This is a genomic window from Amycolatopsis echigonensis (assembly GCF_014174495.1).
GTDB lineage: Bacteria > Actinomycetota > Actinomycetes > Mycobacteriales > Pseudonocardiaceae > Amycolatopsis > Amycolatopsis echigonensis.
In genome coordinates this window covers 37809-52478 of sequence record NZ_JACJHR010000031.1, presented here as the reverse complement: position 1 = coordinate 52478, position 14670 = coordinate 37809, and the positions used below count along the sequence as shown (strand labels likewise).

The window sequence follows — 14670 nt, the reverse complement described above, 5'->3', positions numbered from 1 at the left end:
CGACCCTATCGGGGCCTCACAGCACCTCCGGCGGACGGTTGCCGGCGGCCGCGATCGCGCGCCGCACCGGCACCAGCGCGACGAACACGAACCCGAGCACGAAGAACACCACGAGCGCGACGATCGCCAGCCGGAACGACCCGGTCGCCTGCCCGACGCCGGCGAACACCAGCGGCCCGAGCCACGACGTGCCCTTCTCGCCGACGACGTAGAGCGAGTAGTACTGCGCGTCCTTCCCCGCCGGGATCATCTGGCTGAACAGCGACCTGGCCAGCGCGTTCGTCCCGCCCAGCACCAGCCCGATGCCGATCGCCACGGCGAAGAACTGCAGCGGCTGCTTCGGCTGCACGAAGTACGCCCCGCCGAGGACCACGACCCAGAGCACGAGACTGACCAGGATCGTCCGTTTCGCGCCCAGGCGTCGCGCGAGCAGGCCGTGCAGGACGCCGCCCGCGTAGGCGAGGAACTGGATCACCAGCACCGTGATGATCAACACCTCGTCGGAGAACCGCAGCTCGTCCTTCCCGTACTGCGCCGAGACCGTGACGACGGTGTTGATCCCGTCCGCGAAAAGCAGGTAGCTGCCGAGGAAGGCGAGCGTGAGCGGATACGCCTTCGCCTCGCCGAGCGTCTGGCGCAGCTCGCCGAAACCGGCCCGCAGCACCGAGACACCGCGCGCGGTCGCGGTCGGCACGTGGACGCGGGGGAGCCGGCGCAGGGTCGGGACAGTGAACACGGCCCACCAGATGCCCGAGGTGAGAAAGCAGATCCGGACCGCGAGACCGGTGTCGATGCCGAGGGATTCGCGGCTGAGATAGAAGGCGAGCTGCAGCGCGAGCGCGAGCCCGCCCCCGAGGTAGCCGAATGCCCAGCCCGTGGCCGAAACGTCGTCGCGCTCGTCCGGCGTCGCGATGTCCACCAGGAACGAGTAGTAGACGACCAGCGAACCGCCGTACCCGATGTTCGCGAGGACGAACAGCGCCGCGCCCAGCTGCCAGTCCGAACCGGCCATGAAGAACATCAGCGCCGACGCCGCCGCGCCGAGCACGGCGAACCAGCCGAGGATCGTGCGCTTGTTGCGGCTGCGGTCGGCCACCGCGCCCGCGATCGGCAGCACCAGAACCTGCACCACGGTCGCCACCGACAGCAGGTAGCCCCACAGCGATCCGGCGGGGAAGTGGAGGCCGAACAGCGACACGTCGCAGTGGTTGAGCTTGTCGTCGGCTCCGGCCGCGTTGAGGCAAGCCCTGTCCCCGTTAAGGGTGATGTTCTGCTTCGCGTCCGCGGCCGCTACGGAGCTCATGTAGAGCGCCCCGAACACCGTCGTGACCGACGAGTAGAACGGCGAATTGGCCCAGTCGTAGAAGTACCAGCCCCACCGTTCCCGCTTGCTGTCCCTGGTCTCGGCCAGCGTCATCCACGGCTCCTCGTTCGGTGCGAATCTCCAGGTCGCGCCGGACATTACTGGCGCGGGCCCGGTCGGTACCGCCGAAGGGGGCAAACCGTGTCCGGTTCGTCGCTTCCGGTTCCGCCACGCCGCGCGGCGGACCGCGCGACACGCCGGGCCGGGCGTGTCGCTGCCGCGATATCCGGGCGTGTCATGTGAGACTGCTGTGCGTGGTGTGACTCTTGTGGTCCATGAGTCACGTGCTTAGTGTGCGTGGCATGACCACTCGCGTTCGCACTGCCAGACGGGCCGCAGCCAGAGCCTTGCTGCTCGTGGTCGCTGTCCTCGGCATGGAACTCGTCGTCACCGGCGCCGCCTCCGCGGACCCCGCCTCGGGCATCTGGGCCAAGCTCCGCATGTGCGAATCGAGCGGCCGCTACTCGATCAATACCGGCAACGGCTACTACGGCGCCTACCAGTTCGACATCCCCACCTGGCGCAGCGTCGGCGGCCAGGGCCGCCCCGACCAGGCCAGCCCCCGCGAGCAGGACTACCGCGCGCTCTACCTGTACCGGATGCGCGGCTGGCAGCCCTGGGAATGCGGCGGCATGCTCGGGCTGTCCAACGACGGCGACGCCCGCAGCAAGCGCGTCCCCGCCTGGGAAGAGGCCGCCTACATCGGCGGCGGCGGGCTTCCGACCCCGCCCGCGCCCCGGCCCCAGCCCACTCCGCCGCCGGGACCGCCCGGCGCGACTCCCGCCTGGCCCGGCCTCGTCTACGCCTACGGCGACTGCGCCCCCGCGCTGCGCACCTTCCAGCTGCGGATGAACGCCTTCGGCTACGGCTTCAACGGCACCGGCTGCTACTACGACAAGACCCGCACCGCGGTCCTCGACCTGCAGCGCGCCAACGGCATCAACGATTCGGGCCGGCTGGGCCCGAAGACGTGGAAGGCCGCGTGGGAAGGCAAGGCTCCTCGCTGACCCGCGCCGCCTCGGCGTAGCGCGCGGCGAGCTGCCGGAACGCCGTGTTCAGTTCGGCCGGGCCGACGACTTCGATGTCGGCGTCGACCCGGCCGAACGACGCGGCCAGCCCGCGCCACGACCAAGCCCCGAGACTCACCCGGCACCGCTCCGGCCCGAGCGCCTCGATGACGCCGTCGCTCAGGTAGCTCGCCGCTTCCGTCGCCGGCAGATGCAAGATCACCTCGCCGCGGCAGGGCCATTCGCCCGACAGATCCGTCCCGCGGAACCGGGCGGCGACGAACGCGGCGACGTCGGCCAGCCCGCGGTCCGCGAACTTCGGCCCGGTGGGCGTACGCGACGTGATCCGGTCCGCGCGGAAGATGCGCCAGTCCTCGCGATCGAGATCCCAAGCGACCAGATACCAGCGCTGGCCCCACGTGACGAGATGGTGCGGCTCCACGCGCCGAGGCGGCGTATCCGTTGGGGCGTAATCGAACCGGAGCACCTCTCGGGCACGCACTGCGGTGCTCAACGCGACGAGAGTCCGCGGATCCACGCTGGGTGCCGGGCGTTCGACGGCGGTGAAGCTCAAGGCGTCGACGCGATGCCGCAGCCGCGCGGGCATCACCTGCCGCACAGTCTGCAACGCCCGCTCGGCCGCCTCCTCGATCCCCGCCCCGGTCGCGGCCGGCAACGCGATCGCCAGCGCGACCGCCTGGTCGTCGTCGAACAACAGCGGCGGAAGCTGCGCCCCGGCGTCGAGCCGATAACCGCCGTCCGGCCCCTTAGTCGTGACGATCGGATAGCCGAGCTCCCGCAACCGGTCGACGTCCCGGCGCACCGTGCGCGGACTGACCTCCAGCCGCTCGGCCAGCAGCGCGCCCGGCCAATCCCGCCGCGACTGGAGCAACGAAAGCAGCGACAACAACCGCGCGGAGGTCTTCGGCACGCCGCCGATCCTGCCTCGAATAGCGGTCAGGTCCGGTCCGCTACTTCCACGCACCCCGCTCCCGCAGCACCTCGCGCAGCAGATCCGGCCGGTCGGTGACGATCCCGTGCACGCCGAGGTCCAGCAGCGTCCGCATCTGGTCCGCGTCGTCGATCGTCCACGTGTGCACCTCGAACCCGCGCCGCACCGCCGACTTGACGAACGCCTGGTTGACCACCGTCAACGGCCCCTGCCGCACCGGTACCTGCGCGAGCCAGCCCGCCGCGAAGCGGCTCGTCTGCAGCAGCGGAGCCCGGCCGCTCGCCCACAACAGGAACGCCGACCGCGGCCCCATCGCGGTCAGCAGCTTCGGCCCGGCCAGCCGCCGCAGCCGGGCGAGCCTGCCGTCCGAAAAGGACGCCGCGGCGACCCGCTCGATCGCCCCGGTCCGCTCCAGCGTCCGCACGAACGGAACCACCGCGCTGTCGGCCTTGACGTCGATGTTGAAAAACGCGTCCGGCAGCTCCTCGAGCAGATCCTCCAGCCGCGACAACGGCGCCCGGCCGTCGATCTTCACGTCCTTGAGCTGCGCCCAGATCTGAGTCGCGATCGCGCCTCGCCCGTCGGTGGTGCGATCGAGCGTCGCGTCGTGATGGACGACGACCACGCCGTCCGACGTGGCGTGCACATCGGTCTCCAGATAGCGGTACCCCTCGGCCACCGCGCGCTGGAACGCCGGCAACGAGTTCTCCAGCCCCTCCAGATCGCCGATGTGCCAGCCGCGGTGGGCGAAGGCGCGGGGGAGCGAGTCGGCGAGGTACGGAAACGGTGGACGCATGCTTCCAGTCTGCGCCATCGGTGTGGCCCCGTCGTGAGAACGTGATGGACAGCTAGAGTCCGGCGGGTGAGGGAACTGGCCGAACACGCTCTGACCGGCGACGAACGCGTCGTGCCCCGCCGCACGAACGCCCCGAAACACTGCGGCTGGTGCGGACGCCGCCTGCCCGAAGCGGGCAACGTCGGACGCCGCCGGCGCTACTGCGGACAGTCCTGCCGTCAGCGCGCCTACGAACGCCGGACCGCCCTGCAGCGCAGCGGCCTGCCCGAAGACGCGGTCGTGCTGTCGGACACCGAGATCGCCGCGCTCCAGGACCGGCTCTTCCAGCTGCGCTGCGCGGCGGAGGACATCGTGACCGCCGCCCAGGACGGCGCGTCGGCAGGGGAGCTGCGTCAGCTCGCGGAGGAGATCGCGGCGGCGGCGAAGGATCTCGAACAGCTTCGCTGAGGTCCCCGCGCGACCAGAGATTCGAGTTGACCTTCCACCAGGGTGACAGGTGCAGGGTGAGCCCATGGGCCAGGAGACCGACCGCTACCCGATAGGCGAGCTCGCGCGCCGCACGGGGTTGTCCGCGCGCACTATCCGGTTCTGGTCCGACAGCGGAGTAATACGGCCTTTCAACCGGGCGGTCCTGCGCAACGCCCTCGGCCGAAACAACCAGGCCGAAGGACCGGCCCTGATGTACGAGCTCGCCCGACTGCCCGCCCGCGAGCGGCAACGGCTCATCGACATCGCCGAGTTCATGCGAGAGATGCCGCCGCAGTTGCCCGACGATCCGACCTCAGAGCAAGTGGACGCGTAGGGAGAACTGGCCGAACTCGTCTCCGACGACGACTTCCGCCGCGCGATGCGGCAGATGGTGCTCCGTGGCGAAATCGACAACCGCATCGAATTTGGCCTCAACATCCGGCCATCGGTCCTCGAGCACGCCCGCCCCGCGGTCGAGCAGGGAATGGCACCGGGATCGGACGCCGGGCACGTGGTCCTCGACCGCATCGTGCCCGCTGATCTCAGCGACGCCGAAGCACTGCTCGACTGGCTCGACCTGGTCGCCGAACGGTACCGGGAGCTGGTGAGCCTGCTCAACAATCGCCCGCGGGAACCCCGCAGCGTGCCTGCTTTCGCATGGCTGGCCGCCGCCTTGCGCGCACACCGATAGCCCAGCGGGCAACAAACCCACGACAGCGTTGCTCCGCCGTCGACAGGATCATCGCGAAGTCAGCCTTTGCCCGCCGCATCGGCGCGCGGCACGCCACCGCGGACATCTGAGAACCGGGAAGGACAATGCCGAACCGCCCGGCGCAGGGGAGAGGCTGAACTGGTCCCTCCCCTTCCCAGGACGCGGCAACTCCACGGCGTCGGAGATAAGCCCGGGGGAGCATCTGCGCGATTCATTGTCGACGGGTCGCGGCGTCCAAGCCCAGCCCACCCGTGGTGCGAGCCAGCGCTCAGACGGCCCGCGCCCGGGCTACGACTGCGGACGCTCCGCCGCCTTGGCCAGATTCTCCAGCGACGACTCCAGCATCTCGACCGTCGTCGACCGGGCGCGGGAGTTCCGCCCCGTGTCGTCGGGATCCAGGTCGGACCAGTCGTAGGTGTGTGTCACCTCGGTCCGCGTCGCGCTGAGCGGCTTCAGTTCCCAGCGCCACAGATGCCCCGGCTCCTCCCGGCCCGGTTCCGACGGCCGCCAGGCCACCCGGCGACCCTCCTCGAACTCCACGATGCGGTTCCGCCGCACACCGCTGTACGTCAGCGTCATGGTGAACACATCGCCGACCGCATGGACCCGCTGGCCCGGCTCGGCCTCGGCCAAGTTGTCGTTGCCGTCCCAGCTCGGCTGCTGCGCCGGGTCGGCGATCAGCTCGAAAATCCGCTCCGCGGGGGCCTCGATCTCTCGGCTGGCGCGCACGATGCGCGAGGGTTCGTCAGTCACGCGCTCATGCAATCACATCGGCCTCCCGCGCGGTGTCTTCTTTCCGAGACAACCCGTTGAGCGCGCGATAGGTCCGATTGCTCGCCGCGGCCGCTCGCTGTTCCCGGCCGGTCGCCTCGATGTAGTTCTGACTCGTCGCCAAGCTCGCGTGCCCCAGCAAGGACATGATCTCCGACGCGGTAGCCCCGTCTTCGGCCAGCCGTGTGGCGAAGGTGTGCCGCAAGGCGTGAAGATTCGCGCCCGTCGGCACGCGGTCGTGCAGACCTGCCCATCGGTAGCACGACTTCACCAGGTACTCCAGCGCGCCGCGGCCGATCGGGTTGCCCGCCCGATCTCGCAGCAGCGGTTCGCTCGCCGGGAAACGCTGCCGGGGAAAGCGACGGCGGCACGAAGCCTGATAGTCCTCGATCAGCTTCGCCATTGCCGGCTGTACCGGGATCGAGCGGTCCCGGCTGCCCTTGCCGTGGACGTGCAGCCGCAGTTCACCGTCACGCCCGACCACCGACCGGGGCGTGAGCGCGCGCATTTCCGCTGCCCGCAGGCCCGCGACCAGCCCGAGCGCCAGAACCAGCACATCCCGCTCCGGCCAAGGATCCCGCGCGCGCCGGGCCCCGTCGGCCGCCGCGGTCAGCAGTTGCTCGGGAGTTTCCTCGCCCCGCAAGGGTTTCGGCGTGAGCGGGGGAGTCTTGGGCCGCGCGACTGCTCCCATCGGATTGCCCGGGAGCAGTCCGTCCGACACGCAGAAGGTGAGGAACTGGTTCCACGTCGACCACGCCCGCAACACCGAACTTTTCGCGTGGTTGTCGGCGAACGCGCCGAAGGCGGCCCGCAGCACCGGCGCGGTCAGCTCTTCGACGTCCACCTCGTCGCGACCCAGCTCCGCCTGCAGGAGAGCGGTGATCCCGGCGAGGTCCCGCCGGTAGGCGGCAGTGGTGTGCGGCGAGTCCTTGCGCGGCCGCCGTGCCGCGAAGAACGCTTGCTGTGCCTCGGAAACGAGCATAGTGATCTTGTACCGCACAGCACCGACAATTTCGACGCTAGCCGTCGTCTGATATATGATGCATAATAGCGATTATGCATGAAACATGGCTGCAGAAGGGGTTCGACCAGGCCTGAGAAGGGGTTGAATCCCCTTGGGGGACAGCACTTTCCGATCTGCTCGTTTGGCTCCGGAAGTTCCCCGTGCGGTGCACAATGTCCGTGTTCAGGACGGTGCAGGCACCGCGTCACAGATCCGGTGCTGGGCCGGATCTGTGACGCGGTGATCTGGTCGAGTGGATGTTCGGACTGCCTGAGCGCGTGTCGGCACGTCCGGCAAAGTTGTTGTGCTCCAACCTCAACGTCCAGCCAGTCGTGCTTAATTCGTCACGGTGACGAATTAAGCACGACTGGGACGGCAGTTCTCGTCGGGGACTCCTGGGTTGCACTCCGGCAGGACGACTCAGGACTCGACCAGAGGCCGCAGGAGCGCACGTGCCGCGAAGCGACGTCAGCTGACGCTGACTGACTCAGCCACCGGCAGCCCACGTCGAAGCGTGCGGAGACAAGTCTTGCGACGGCGTCAGAACCCTCAGGAAACCTCTCCTCAACTCGCTGATCAGCAGGTCAGCAAAACGCCGATAATGTACATTATGTCAAGTAAGCGGCTGGGCGGGATCCCAGACCCGCTCGCCCGCTGAACTGCCTCACCACGCGAGCGGGCCGTCGATGTCCGTGTACGTGCCGGTCGGTCCGTCGGTTCCGATCTGCGCCATCCGGACGATGATCTCCGCGCCCTGTTCGACCGGCTGTCCGCCGCGGCGTCCGTTGATGTCCGTCCGCGTGTAGCCCGGCTCGACGGCGTTGATCCGGATCCCCGGGAACGCCTTCGCGTACTGCACGGTCACCATGTTCACCGCAGCCTTCGACGCCGGGTACGCCACGCCGCGGTACGCGTACTGGTGCGTCGCCGGGTCCGTCACGCGGCCAAGCGATCCCAGCGCACTGCTCACGTTCACCACCACCGGCGCGGACGAGCGTTGCAGAAGCGGCAGGAACGCGTGCAGCACTCGCACGACGCCGAAGACGTTGGTCTCGAACGTTTCCCGCATCAGGTCGGCGGTGGTTTCCACTGCGCCGACCGATTCCCCATCGCTCTTCAGTTCGACAGCGATGCCTGCGTTGTTGACGAGCACGTCCAGTCCCCCGTCCGCCTCAACGGTTTTCGCCGCCGCGAGGACCGACGCCTCGTCGGTGACGTCGAGCTGGACGGTGCGTGCGCCGAGTTCCTCCGCGGCTCGCTGGCCGCGGGCGGCGTCGCGGGCGCCGAGGTAGACAGTGTGTCCGGCGGCGACCAGGCGGCGGGCGGTTTCGTAGCCGAGTCCTTTGGTGGCACCAGTGATGAGTGTTGTGGTCATGGCCGCGAAGGTAGGTGCTGGAGCGCGCGCCAGGTCAAGCGTCGGTGGCAGGATGGACGGATGCCGTTGCCTGAGCCGACGACGCACGACTGGTCTCGTGAGCACGATCCGGAGCATCTGCGGCTGATCCGCGAGAATCCGGCGCGGTACGCGCCGACCGGGACGCGTCACCTGATTCTCGAGGTGCTCGCCTACGCCGCCGACGAGGCTGAGGACCGGGGCGCGGGTCGTGCGGTCGTCGAATTTCACCCGGACGGTTCGGTTTCCGTTTCGGACGACGGGCGCGGGACGCAGATGGCGGTCGGCGACGACGGGCGGCCGGTGCGGAAGCCGGTGATGGCGACGAAAGACTTCCGGTACTTCGATTCTCCGCCCGCCACTCCCCTCCCTGACGGGCATCCGCGGTACGGGATGTCGGTGGTCGCGGCGTTGAGCGAGTGGTTGGTGCACACGAACCGCCGGGCCGAGGGCGCGTGGACGCAGCGGTATCGCCACGGCGTTCCGGCGGGCGAACTGGTCGCGGTGCCGTCGGACGGGACGACAGGGACGACGGTCCGTTTCCTTCCTGCTGCCGGGTTGGGCGGCGAGGTGTCCGCCGAGTCGGTGCGGCCGTTGGCGGAGCGGTTGAGCCGGGTGCTGGCGGTCGAGGTCTAGTCCGCTCCCCTGGGCGGGCCTTGGCTGATGCGGCGCAGGGTGGGTTCGAGGCGGTCGAGGTCGCTGGTGGTGATCAGCTGCCGTTCGTCCCACCAGGTCGCGCCGGCTTCGGCCAGCGGGGCGATCAGGTCGCGGGCCCGGGCCGGGTCGCCCGGTGTGCTGCCGCCGACCACGATCTCGAACTTCTCCCCCGCGCCGTGTTTCCGGGCGTAGGAAACGACGTCCCGGACGTCGTCGGCTCCCGGGACGACGCCGTGCGTGGCGTTCTTGAACAGCGGGGCGATTCCGTCCCAGCGCGCGGCGCGGCGGACCGGCCTGCGGTTGGGCCAGACGGCGGCCAGCCAGACCGGCGGGCGCGGCTGTTGGACGGTGGCGGGCAGGAGGGTGACGTCGCGGACCTGGTAGTGCTTGCCGTCGTGGTCGACCGGGTTGCCGGACCAGTATCGGTCGAGGAGGCCGAGGCTTTCGTCGAGGTGCTCGGCCAGGACGACCGGGTCGGTGGGTTCGCCGAAACTGCCGAACTCGTCCTTGATCGGCCCGCCGAGGCCGGTGCCGAAGATGACCCGTCCGCCGCTGAGGGCGTCGAGAGTGGCGACCTGGCGGGCGAGGTGCTCCGGACGGCGGCGAGGCACCGCGGTGACCAGCGTGCCAATCTTGAGCTTGGTGGTCGCCAGCGCGGCCGCGGTCAGCAGCATCCAGGGATCGCCGAACGGCGCGCCGCGGCGTTTTTCCTTGTCGTGGACCACGTGGTCCCAGAGGAACAGCGCGTCCCAGCCTTCTTGTTCGGCCGCTGCCGCCACTCTCGCCACGGTCCGGGCGTCGGCGAAGTCGCCGAAGTTCGGGATGTTGACCGAGAAGCGCATACGGGACATGGTCCTGGCGGAAGAGCTGGCGCGGCAAGCGAATAAGCGGCTGCACGTAGCCCGGCACCGCGCGTCCGGTAACCGGCAGGGGTGGGCAGCCGTTGACGCAAGTTGTGAATCGATGGTTCACTTCTTCCCGTGGCCTACCGCAGAACGCCCAAAGTCCAGGAGCGCCTCGACGCGCTCCGGGACAGCATCCTGGACGCCACCGTGCGGCAGTTGGCCGAGCACGGGTACTCCGGCTGTTCGGTAGCCGCCGTCGCGGAGCGGGCGGGCGTGGCGGTGGGCACGGTGTACCGGCACTTCCCTACCAAGGCCGACCTGGTCGTGCGGGTGTTCCGGCAGGTCGTGTCCCGCGAGGTCGAGGCCGTGCGGTCGGCCGCGGGCGGACCGGCCGATCCGGTGGCGCGGGTCGTGGCGGTGTTCGAGACGTTCGCGGTGCGGGCGTTGAAGGCGCCGCGGCTGGCGTATGCGCTGCTGGCCGAGCCGGTGGACGCGGTGATCGACGCGGAGCGGCTCGAGTTCCGGCGGGTGTTCCGGGACGTCGTGGCCGAGCATGTCGCCGAAGGAGTGCGGACCGGGGTGTTGCCCGCGCAGGACGCGGCGGTCAGTGCGGCGGCGTTGGTCGGTGCCGCCGCGGAGGTGTTGATCGGCCCGCTGACCAGCGGCGGGTCGGCGGAGGTCAGCGAGTTGAGCACGTTCGTCGTGCGGTCACTGGGAGGTTCGGATGCCCGCAACGCATGAGGTCGTCAATCAGGTTCCGCCGCTGGAGCACGACGTCGCGGCCGATCCGGCGCTGGCGGAGGCGGTCGGGCGCACCGACGCGTCGTGGGTCGTCGACGAGCTGCACGAGCTGGGGCGGCTGGCCGGCAGCGAGCAGGTGCAGGAGTGGAGCCGGCTGGTCAACGAGAACGAGCCGGTGCTGCGCACGCACGACCGCTACGGGCACCGGATCGACGAGGTCGAGTTCCATCCGCATTGGCACGAGCTGATGAACGTCGCGGTGTCGCACGGGCTGCAGGCCGCGCCGTGGCGGGACGAGCGGCCGGGCGCGCACGCGGCGCGGGCGGCGAAGTTCTATGTCTGGAGCCAGTCCGAGGCGGGGCACACCTGCCCGATTTCCATGACCTACGCGGCGGTTCCGGCGTTGCGCGCCAATCCCGAGCTGGCCGAGAAGTACGAGCCGCTGCTGGCCTCGACCGAGTACGACTTCGGGCTCCGCGAGCCGAGCACGAAACGCGGCCTGATCGCGGGCATGTCCATGACCGAGAAGCAGGGCGGTTCGGACGTCCGCGCGAACACCACCACAGCGCGGCCCGTGGGCGACGGCAGCTACCGGCTGGTCGGGCACAAGTGGTTCACCAGCGCGCCGATGTCGGACATGTTCCTCACGCTGGCGCAGGCTCCGGGCGGGCTGTCCTGCTTCCTGCTCCCCCGCGTGCTCCCGGACGGCAGCCTGAACCCGATCCGGTTGCAGCGTTTGAAGGACAAGCTCGGGAACCGGTCGAACGCGTCGTCGGAGATCGAGTACGACGACGCGGTGGGCTGGCTCGTCGGCGAGGAGGGCCGCGGGGTCCGCACGATCATCGAGATGGTCAACAACACGCGGCTCGACTGCGCGCTCGGCAGTGCGTCGGGCATGCGGCTGGGCGCGGTCCGCGCGGTGCACCACGCGACGCACCGGCACGCGTTCGGCAAGGCGCTGGTGGACCAGCCGCTGATGGCGAACGTGCTGGCGGACCTGGTGATCGAGGCGGAAGCGGCGGTGGCGGCGTCGATGCGGCTGGCGGCCGCGGGCGACCGGCGCGACGACGAGCAGGAGCAGGCGTTCCGCCGTCTCGGGCTCGCCGTGACGAAGTACTGGGTGTGCAAGCGGGCCCCGATGCACGCGGCCGAGGCGCTGGAATGCTTTGGCGGCAACGGGTATGTCGAGGAATCGGGCATGCCGCGGCTGTACCGGGAGGCGCCGCTGATGTCGATCTGGGAGGGTTCGGGCAACGTCGCGGCGCTCGACGCGCTGCGCGCGATGGGACGGCAGCCGGAGTCCGTGGCGGCGTTTTTCGCCGAGGTCGAACTGGCCGCGGGCGGGGACGCGCGCCTCGACGACGCGGTCGACCGGCTCAAGAAGGATCTGTCCGATGTGGACGATCTGGAGTTCAGGGCGCGGCGGGTCGTCGAGTCGATGGCGTTGGTGCTGCAGGGTTCGCTGCTGGTGCGGCACGCGCCTCGGGTGGTGGCGGACGCGTTCTGCGGCACGCGGTTCGGCGGCGACTGGGGCCTGGCTTTCGGTACTTTGCCCGCTGGAACCGACACTTCCGCGATCATCGCCCGCGCTCGCGTCTAGTCCGCGCGTTTCGCCGGACAGGGCGCGGCGGCGCGGGCTACTGTCCCTGCCCGTGACCGAACCTGTTTACGTAACCGAGACGCGGACCGCGTACGACACTGTCGCTGAGAATTACGCCGAGCTGCTGAAGGACTTCCTTCAGGACGCCACCTGGGACCGCGCGGTGCTCACCGCCTTCGCCGAACTCGTCGGCGAAGGGCCGGTCGGCGACCTGGGCTGCGGCCCCGGTCGGCTGACCGGGTATCTCAAGACGCTGGGACTGGACGTCTTCGGCGTCGACCTGTCCCCCGCGATGATCGAGGTCGCCCGCCGGACGCATCCGCACCTGCGGTTTGAGGTGGGCTCCCTCGCCGCGCTCGACCTCGAAGACGGCTCCCTCGCCGGGGCGCTCGCGTGGTACTCGCTGATCCACACGCCGCCCGAGGAGCTTCCGGTGGTGGCCAAGGAACTCGTGCGGGTGCTGCGTCCGGGCGGCTGGCTGCTGACCGCGTTCCAGGTGGGCGACAACGAGCACCGCCGCATCGAGAACGCCTACGGCCACGACATCGCGGCGGATGCCTACCGGCTTGACCCGGATTTCGTCGCGCAGCTGCTGACCGACGCCGGTTTCGTGGTGGACGCGCGGCTGGTGCGCGAGCCTGGCCCGAGCTTCGAAGCGACGCGGCAGGCGTACTTGACAGCCCGCAAGGAGGGCTGAGGAAAGTCCACTGGGGACAGAAGTGGGCGGGGAGTTCTCCCTGCCCACTTCAACATATAGCGCACCCCGGGGCTTGCGGCAAGGCCCGGGTGGTGCTCCACAATCGTCCGCCGGAGCCACTGCCTGCGGAAATACCGCGGGCGGGATCGGCTCCGGTACAGGGGACGAGAAGTTGATGGCGGACGTGATCGTGGTGGGGGCCGGGCCGGCGGGCGTGATGCTGGCCGCGGAGCTGCGGCTGCACGGGGTGCGCGTGGTCGTGCTGGAGAAGGAGGCGGAGCCGCCGAAGTTCGTGCGCGCGCTGGGGATGCACTCGCGCAGCATGGAGGTCTTGGACCAGCGGGGAATGCTGGAGCCGTTCCTCGCCGAGGGCACGACGCACCCGGTCGGGGGTTTCTTCGCGGGGATCCCGCGTCCCGCTCCGGAACGGCTGGACACCTCGCATCCGTACGTGCTGGGGCTTCCGCAGCCGATCACCGACCGGCTGCTGGCCGAGCACGCGGTCAAGGCGGGTGCGGAGATCCGGCGCGGATGCGAGGTCGTCGGGCTGAGCCAGGACGGCGACGGGGTGAGCGTCTCGCTGGCCGACGGCGGCGAACTGCGGGCGCGTTATCTCGTCGGCTGCGACGGCGGGCGGAGCACGGTGCGCAAGGCGCTCGGCGTGGCGTTCCCGGGCGAGCCCGCGCGCCGCGAGGTGTTGCTGGGCGAGATGGAGGCGACGGCGGATCCGGCCGAAATCGCCGCGGTAGTCGGGGAAATCCGCAAAACGCAGCTGTGGTTCGGGGTCGGTCCGCTCCGCGACGGGCTGTTCCGCGTGGTCGTGCCCGCGGCCGGAGTGATCGAAGACCGGGAGGCGCGGACGCCGACGCTGGAGGAGGTCAAACATCAGCTGCGCGAGTACGCCGGGACGGATTTCGGCGTCCACTCCCCTCGCTGGCTCTCGCGATTCGGGGACGCGACCCGGCAGGCCGAGCACTACCGCGTCGGCCGGGCACTGCTGGCCGGCGACGCGGCGCACGTCCATCCGCCGCTGGGCGGGCAGGGCCTCAACCTCGGCATCCAAGACGCGTTCAACCTCGGCTGGAAACTCGCCGCCGAGGTCAACGGCTGGGCTCCGGCGGGGTTGCTGGACACCTACGAGGCCGAGCGGCACCCTGTGGCGGACGCCGTGCTGGACAACGTCCGGGCGCAGGCCGTGGTGATGTCACCCGATCCGGACGGGCGCGCGATGCGGCGGCTGATGACGGAGCTGATGGCCTTCGAGGAGGTCAACCGGCTGCTGCTGGAGAAGGTGCTCGCGCTCGACATCCGCTACGACTTCGGCGACGGGCATCCGCTGCTCGGCCGGCGGATGCCGGATCTGCCGCTCAAGCGAGGGCGGCTGTACGAGCTGATGCACCAGGGCCGCGGGCTGTTGCTGGACCAGAGCGGGCAGCTGTCGGCGGAGGGCTGGGCGGACCGGGTCGACCACGTCGTCGACGTGAGCGAGGACCTCGACGTGCCGGCTGTCCTGCTGCGGCCGGACGGGCACGTGGTCTGGACCGGACAGGATCAGGACGAGCTGAACACGCGGTTGTTGCAATGGTTCGGCGCGAAGCGATGAGGACGTAGCGGGGTCGAGCGGGTTCCCGGCTTCCCTGGGGGTGCCGGGAACCCGCTCGGCCG

The 14670-nt window shown here is 69.9% G+C and carries 16 protein-coding genes; 9 read left to right on the top strand and 7 right to left on the bottom strand.

Annotation, left to right across the window (positions count from 1 at the left end; genetic code table 11):
* Positions 1-16: 16 nt before the first annotated feature.
* Positions 17-1417 (bottom strand): MFS transporter, encoded by a 1401-nt coding sequence (locus H5411_RS22110; protein ID WP_183124895.1) that lies wholly within the window; start codon positions 1415-1417, stop codon positions 17-19.
* A gap of 248 nt (positions 1418-1665) precedes the next feature.
* Here H5411_RS22110 and H5411_RS22105 point away from each other — a divergent pair, with 248 nt between their 5' ends.
* Positions 1666-2370, top strand: a complete 705-nt coding sequence (locus H5411_RS22105) for a transglycosylase family protein (RefSeq protein WP_101440046.1) — start codon at positions 1666-1668, stop codon at positions 2368-2370.
* Here H5411_RS22105 and H5411_RS22100 read toward each other — a convergent pair.
* Together H5411_RS22100 and H5411_RS22095 are read right to left on the bottom strand one after the other, a co-directional pair.
* Positions 2303-3301, bottom strand: a complete 999-nt coding sequence (locus H5411_RS22100; RefSeq protein ID WP_183124894.1) for a helix-turn-helix transcriptional regulator — start codon at positions 3299-3301, stop codon at positions 2303-2305. The genes H5411_RS22105 and H5411_RS22100 overlap by 68 nt on opposite strands.
* Positions 3302-3341: 40 nt before the next feature.
* On the bottom strand, positions 3342-4118 hold the full coding sequence (locus tag H5411_RS22095) for a glycerophosphodiester phosphodiesterase (protein WP_183124893.1): 777 nt from the start codon (positions 4116-4118) through the stop codon (positions 3342-3344).
* 66 nt (positions 4119-4184) lie between these two features.
* Between H5411_RS22095 and H5411_RS22090 the strand changes: the two genes are divergently transcribed.
* From H5411_RS22090 to H5411_RS47075, 3 genes are all read left to right on the top strand, one after another.
* A complete protein-coding gene (locus tag H5411_RS22090) occupies positions 4185-4565 on the top strand; it encodes a hypothetical protein (RefSeq protein WP_101440048.1) in 381 nt (126 codons plus the stop codon).
* 64 nt (positions 4566-4629) lie between these two features.
* The gene (locus H5411_RS47080) at positions 4630-4920 is read left to right on the top strand and encodes a MerR family DNA-binding transcriptional regulator (RefSeq protein WP_220817292.1); all 291 of its coding nucleotides are present in this window, start codon (positions 4630-4632) and stop codon (positions 4918-4920) included.
* Between the two features lie 54 nt (positions 4921-4974).
* Entirely contained in the window at positions 4975-5277 is a 303-nt protein-coding gene (locus H5411_RS47075) for a hypothetical protein (protein ID WP_220817291.1), read from the top strand.
* 309 nt (positions 5278-5586) lie between these two features.
* Here the strand turns inward: H5411_RS47075 and H5411_RS22080 are convergent, their stop codons facing one another.
* The 3 genes from H5411_RS22080 to H5411_RS22070 form a co-directional block, all read right to left on the bottom strand.
* Positions 5587-6051, bottom strand: a complete 465-nt coding sequence (locus H5411_RS22080; protein ID WP_312878531.1) for an SRPBCC family protein — start codon at positions 6049-6051, stop codon at positions 5587-5589.
* Between the two features lie 4 nt (positions 6052-6055).
* On the bottom strand, positions 6056-7069 hold the full coding sequence (locus tag H5411_RS22075) for a tyrosine-type recombinase/integrase (protein WP_183124891.1): 1014 nt from the start codon (positions 7067-7069) through the stop codon (positions 6056-6058).
* Positions 7070-7736: 667 nt separating this feature from the next.
* Entirely contained in the window at positions 7737-8447 is a 711-nt protein-coding gene (locus tag H5411_RS22070; protein ID WP_183124890.1) for an SDR family NAD(P)-dependent oxidoreductase, read from the bottom strand.
* Between the two features lie 60 nt (positions 8448-8507).
* Between H5411_RS22070 and H5411_RS22065 the strand changes: the two genes are divergently transcribed.
* Entirely contained in the window at positions 8508-9101 is a 594-nt protein-coding gene (locus H5411_RS22065) for a hypothetical protein (RefSeq protein ID WP_208637557.1), read from the top strand.
* Here H5411_RS22065 and H5411_RS22060 read toward each other — a convergent pair.
* A complete protein-coding gene (locus H5411_RS22060) occupies positions 9098-9964 on the bottom strand; it encodes an LLM class flavin-dependent oxidoreductase (protein ID WP_101440051.1) in 867 nt (288 codons plus the stop codon). The two genes, H5411_RS22065 and H5411_RS22060, sit on opposite strands and share 4 nt — an antisense overlap.
* A gap of 138 nt (positions 9965-10102) precedes the next feature.
* Here H5411_RS22060 and H5411_RS22055 point away from each other — a divergent pair, with 138 nt between their 5' ends.
* The 4 genes from H5411_RS22055 to rox all read left to right on the top strand — a co-directional run bounded on the left by H5411_RS22055 (position 10103) and on the right by rox (position 14608).
* Positions 10103-10708: a TetR/AcrR family transcriptional regulator gene (locus tag H5411_RS22055; protein ID WP_101440052.1), complete on the top strand. Its 606-nt coding sequence runs from the start codon at positions 10103-10105 to the stop codon at positions 10706-10708.
* Entirely contained in the window at positions 10692-12308 is a 1617-nt protein-coding gene (locus H5411_RS22050; RefSeq protein WP_183124888.1) for an acyl-CoA dehydrogenase family protein, read from the top strand. The genes H5411_RS22055 and H5411_RS22050 overlap by 17 nt, the downstream gene beginning before the upstream one ends.
* 52 nt (positions 12309-12360) lie before the next feature.
* Positions 12361-13005: a class I SAM-dependent DNA methyltransferase gene (locus H5411_RS22045; RefSeq protein WP_101440054.1), complete on the top strand. Its 645-nt coding sequence runs from the start codon at positions 12361-12363 to the stop codon at positions 13003-13005.
* Positions 13006-13180: 175 nt separating this feature from the next.
* Positions 13181-14608 carry a rifampin monooxygenase gene (gene rox, locus H5411_RS22040; protein WP_101440055.1) on the top strand — a complete coding sequence of 476 codons (1428 nt, stop codon included), beginning with the start codon at positions 13181-13183 and terminating at the stop codon, positions 14606-14608.
* The last annotated feature ends 62 nt before the right edge of the window (positions 14609-14670 follow it).

What these genes read in the sequence shown, in the direction of transcription:
- H5411_RS22060 (WP_101440051.1), bottom strand. Translation starts at nt 9,964, where the DNA reads ATGCGCTTCTCGGTCAACATCCCGAACTTCGGCGACTTCGCCGACGCC.
- H5411_RS22095 (WP_183124893.1), bottom strand. Translation starts at nt 4,118, where the DNA reads ATGCGTCCACCGTTTCCGTACCTCGCCGACTCGCTCCCCCGCGCCTTC.
- H5411_RS22050 (WP_183124888.1), top strand. Translation starts at nt 10,692, where the DNA reads ATGCCCGCAACGCATGAGGTCGTCAATCAGGTTCCGCCGCTGGAGCAC.
- H5411_RS47075 (WP_220817291.1), top strand. Translation starts at nt 4,975, where the DNA reads ATGGTGCTCCGTGGCGAAATCGACAACCGCATCGAATTTGGCCTCAAC.
- H5411_RS22110 (WP_183124895.1), bottom strand. Translation starts at nt 1,417, where the DNA reads ATGACGCTGGCCGAGACCAGGGACAGCAAGCGGGAACGGTGGGGCTGG.
- H5411_RS22065 (WP_208637557.1), top strand. Translation starts at nt 8,508, where the DNA reads ATGCCGTTGCCTGAGCCGACGACGCACGACTGGTCTCGTGAGCACGAT.
- H5411_RS22105 (WP_101440046.1), top strand. Translation starts at nt 1,666, where the DNA reads ATGACCACTCGCGTTCGCACTGCCAGACGGGCCGCAGCCAGAGCCTTG.
- H5411_RS47080 (WP_220817292.1), top strand. Translation starts at nt 4,630, where the DNA reads ATGGGCCAGGAGACCGACCGCTACCCGATAGGCGAGCTCGCGCGCCGC.
- H5411_RS22070 (WP_183124890.1), bottom strand. Translation starts at nt 8,447, where the DNA reads ATGACCACAACACTCATCACTGGTGCCACCAAAGGACTCGGCTACGAA.
- rox (WP_101440055.1), top strand. Translation starts at nt 13,181, where the DNA reads ATGGCGGACGTGATCGTGGTGGGGGCCGGGCCGGCGGGCGTGATGCTG.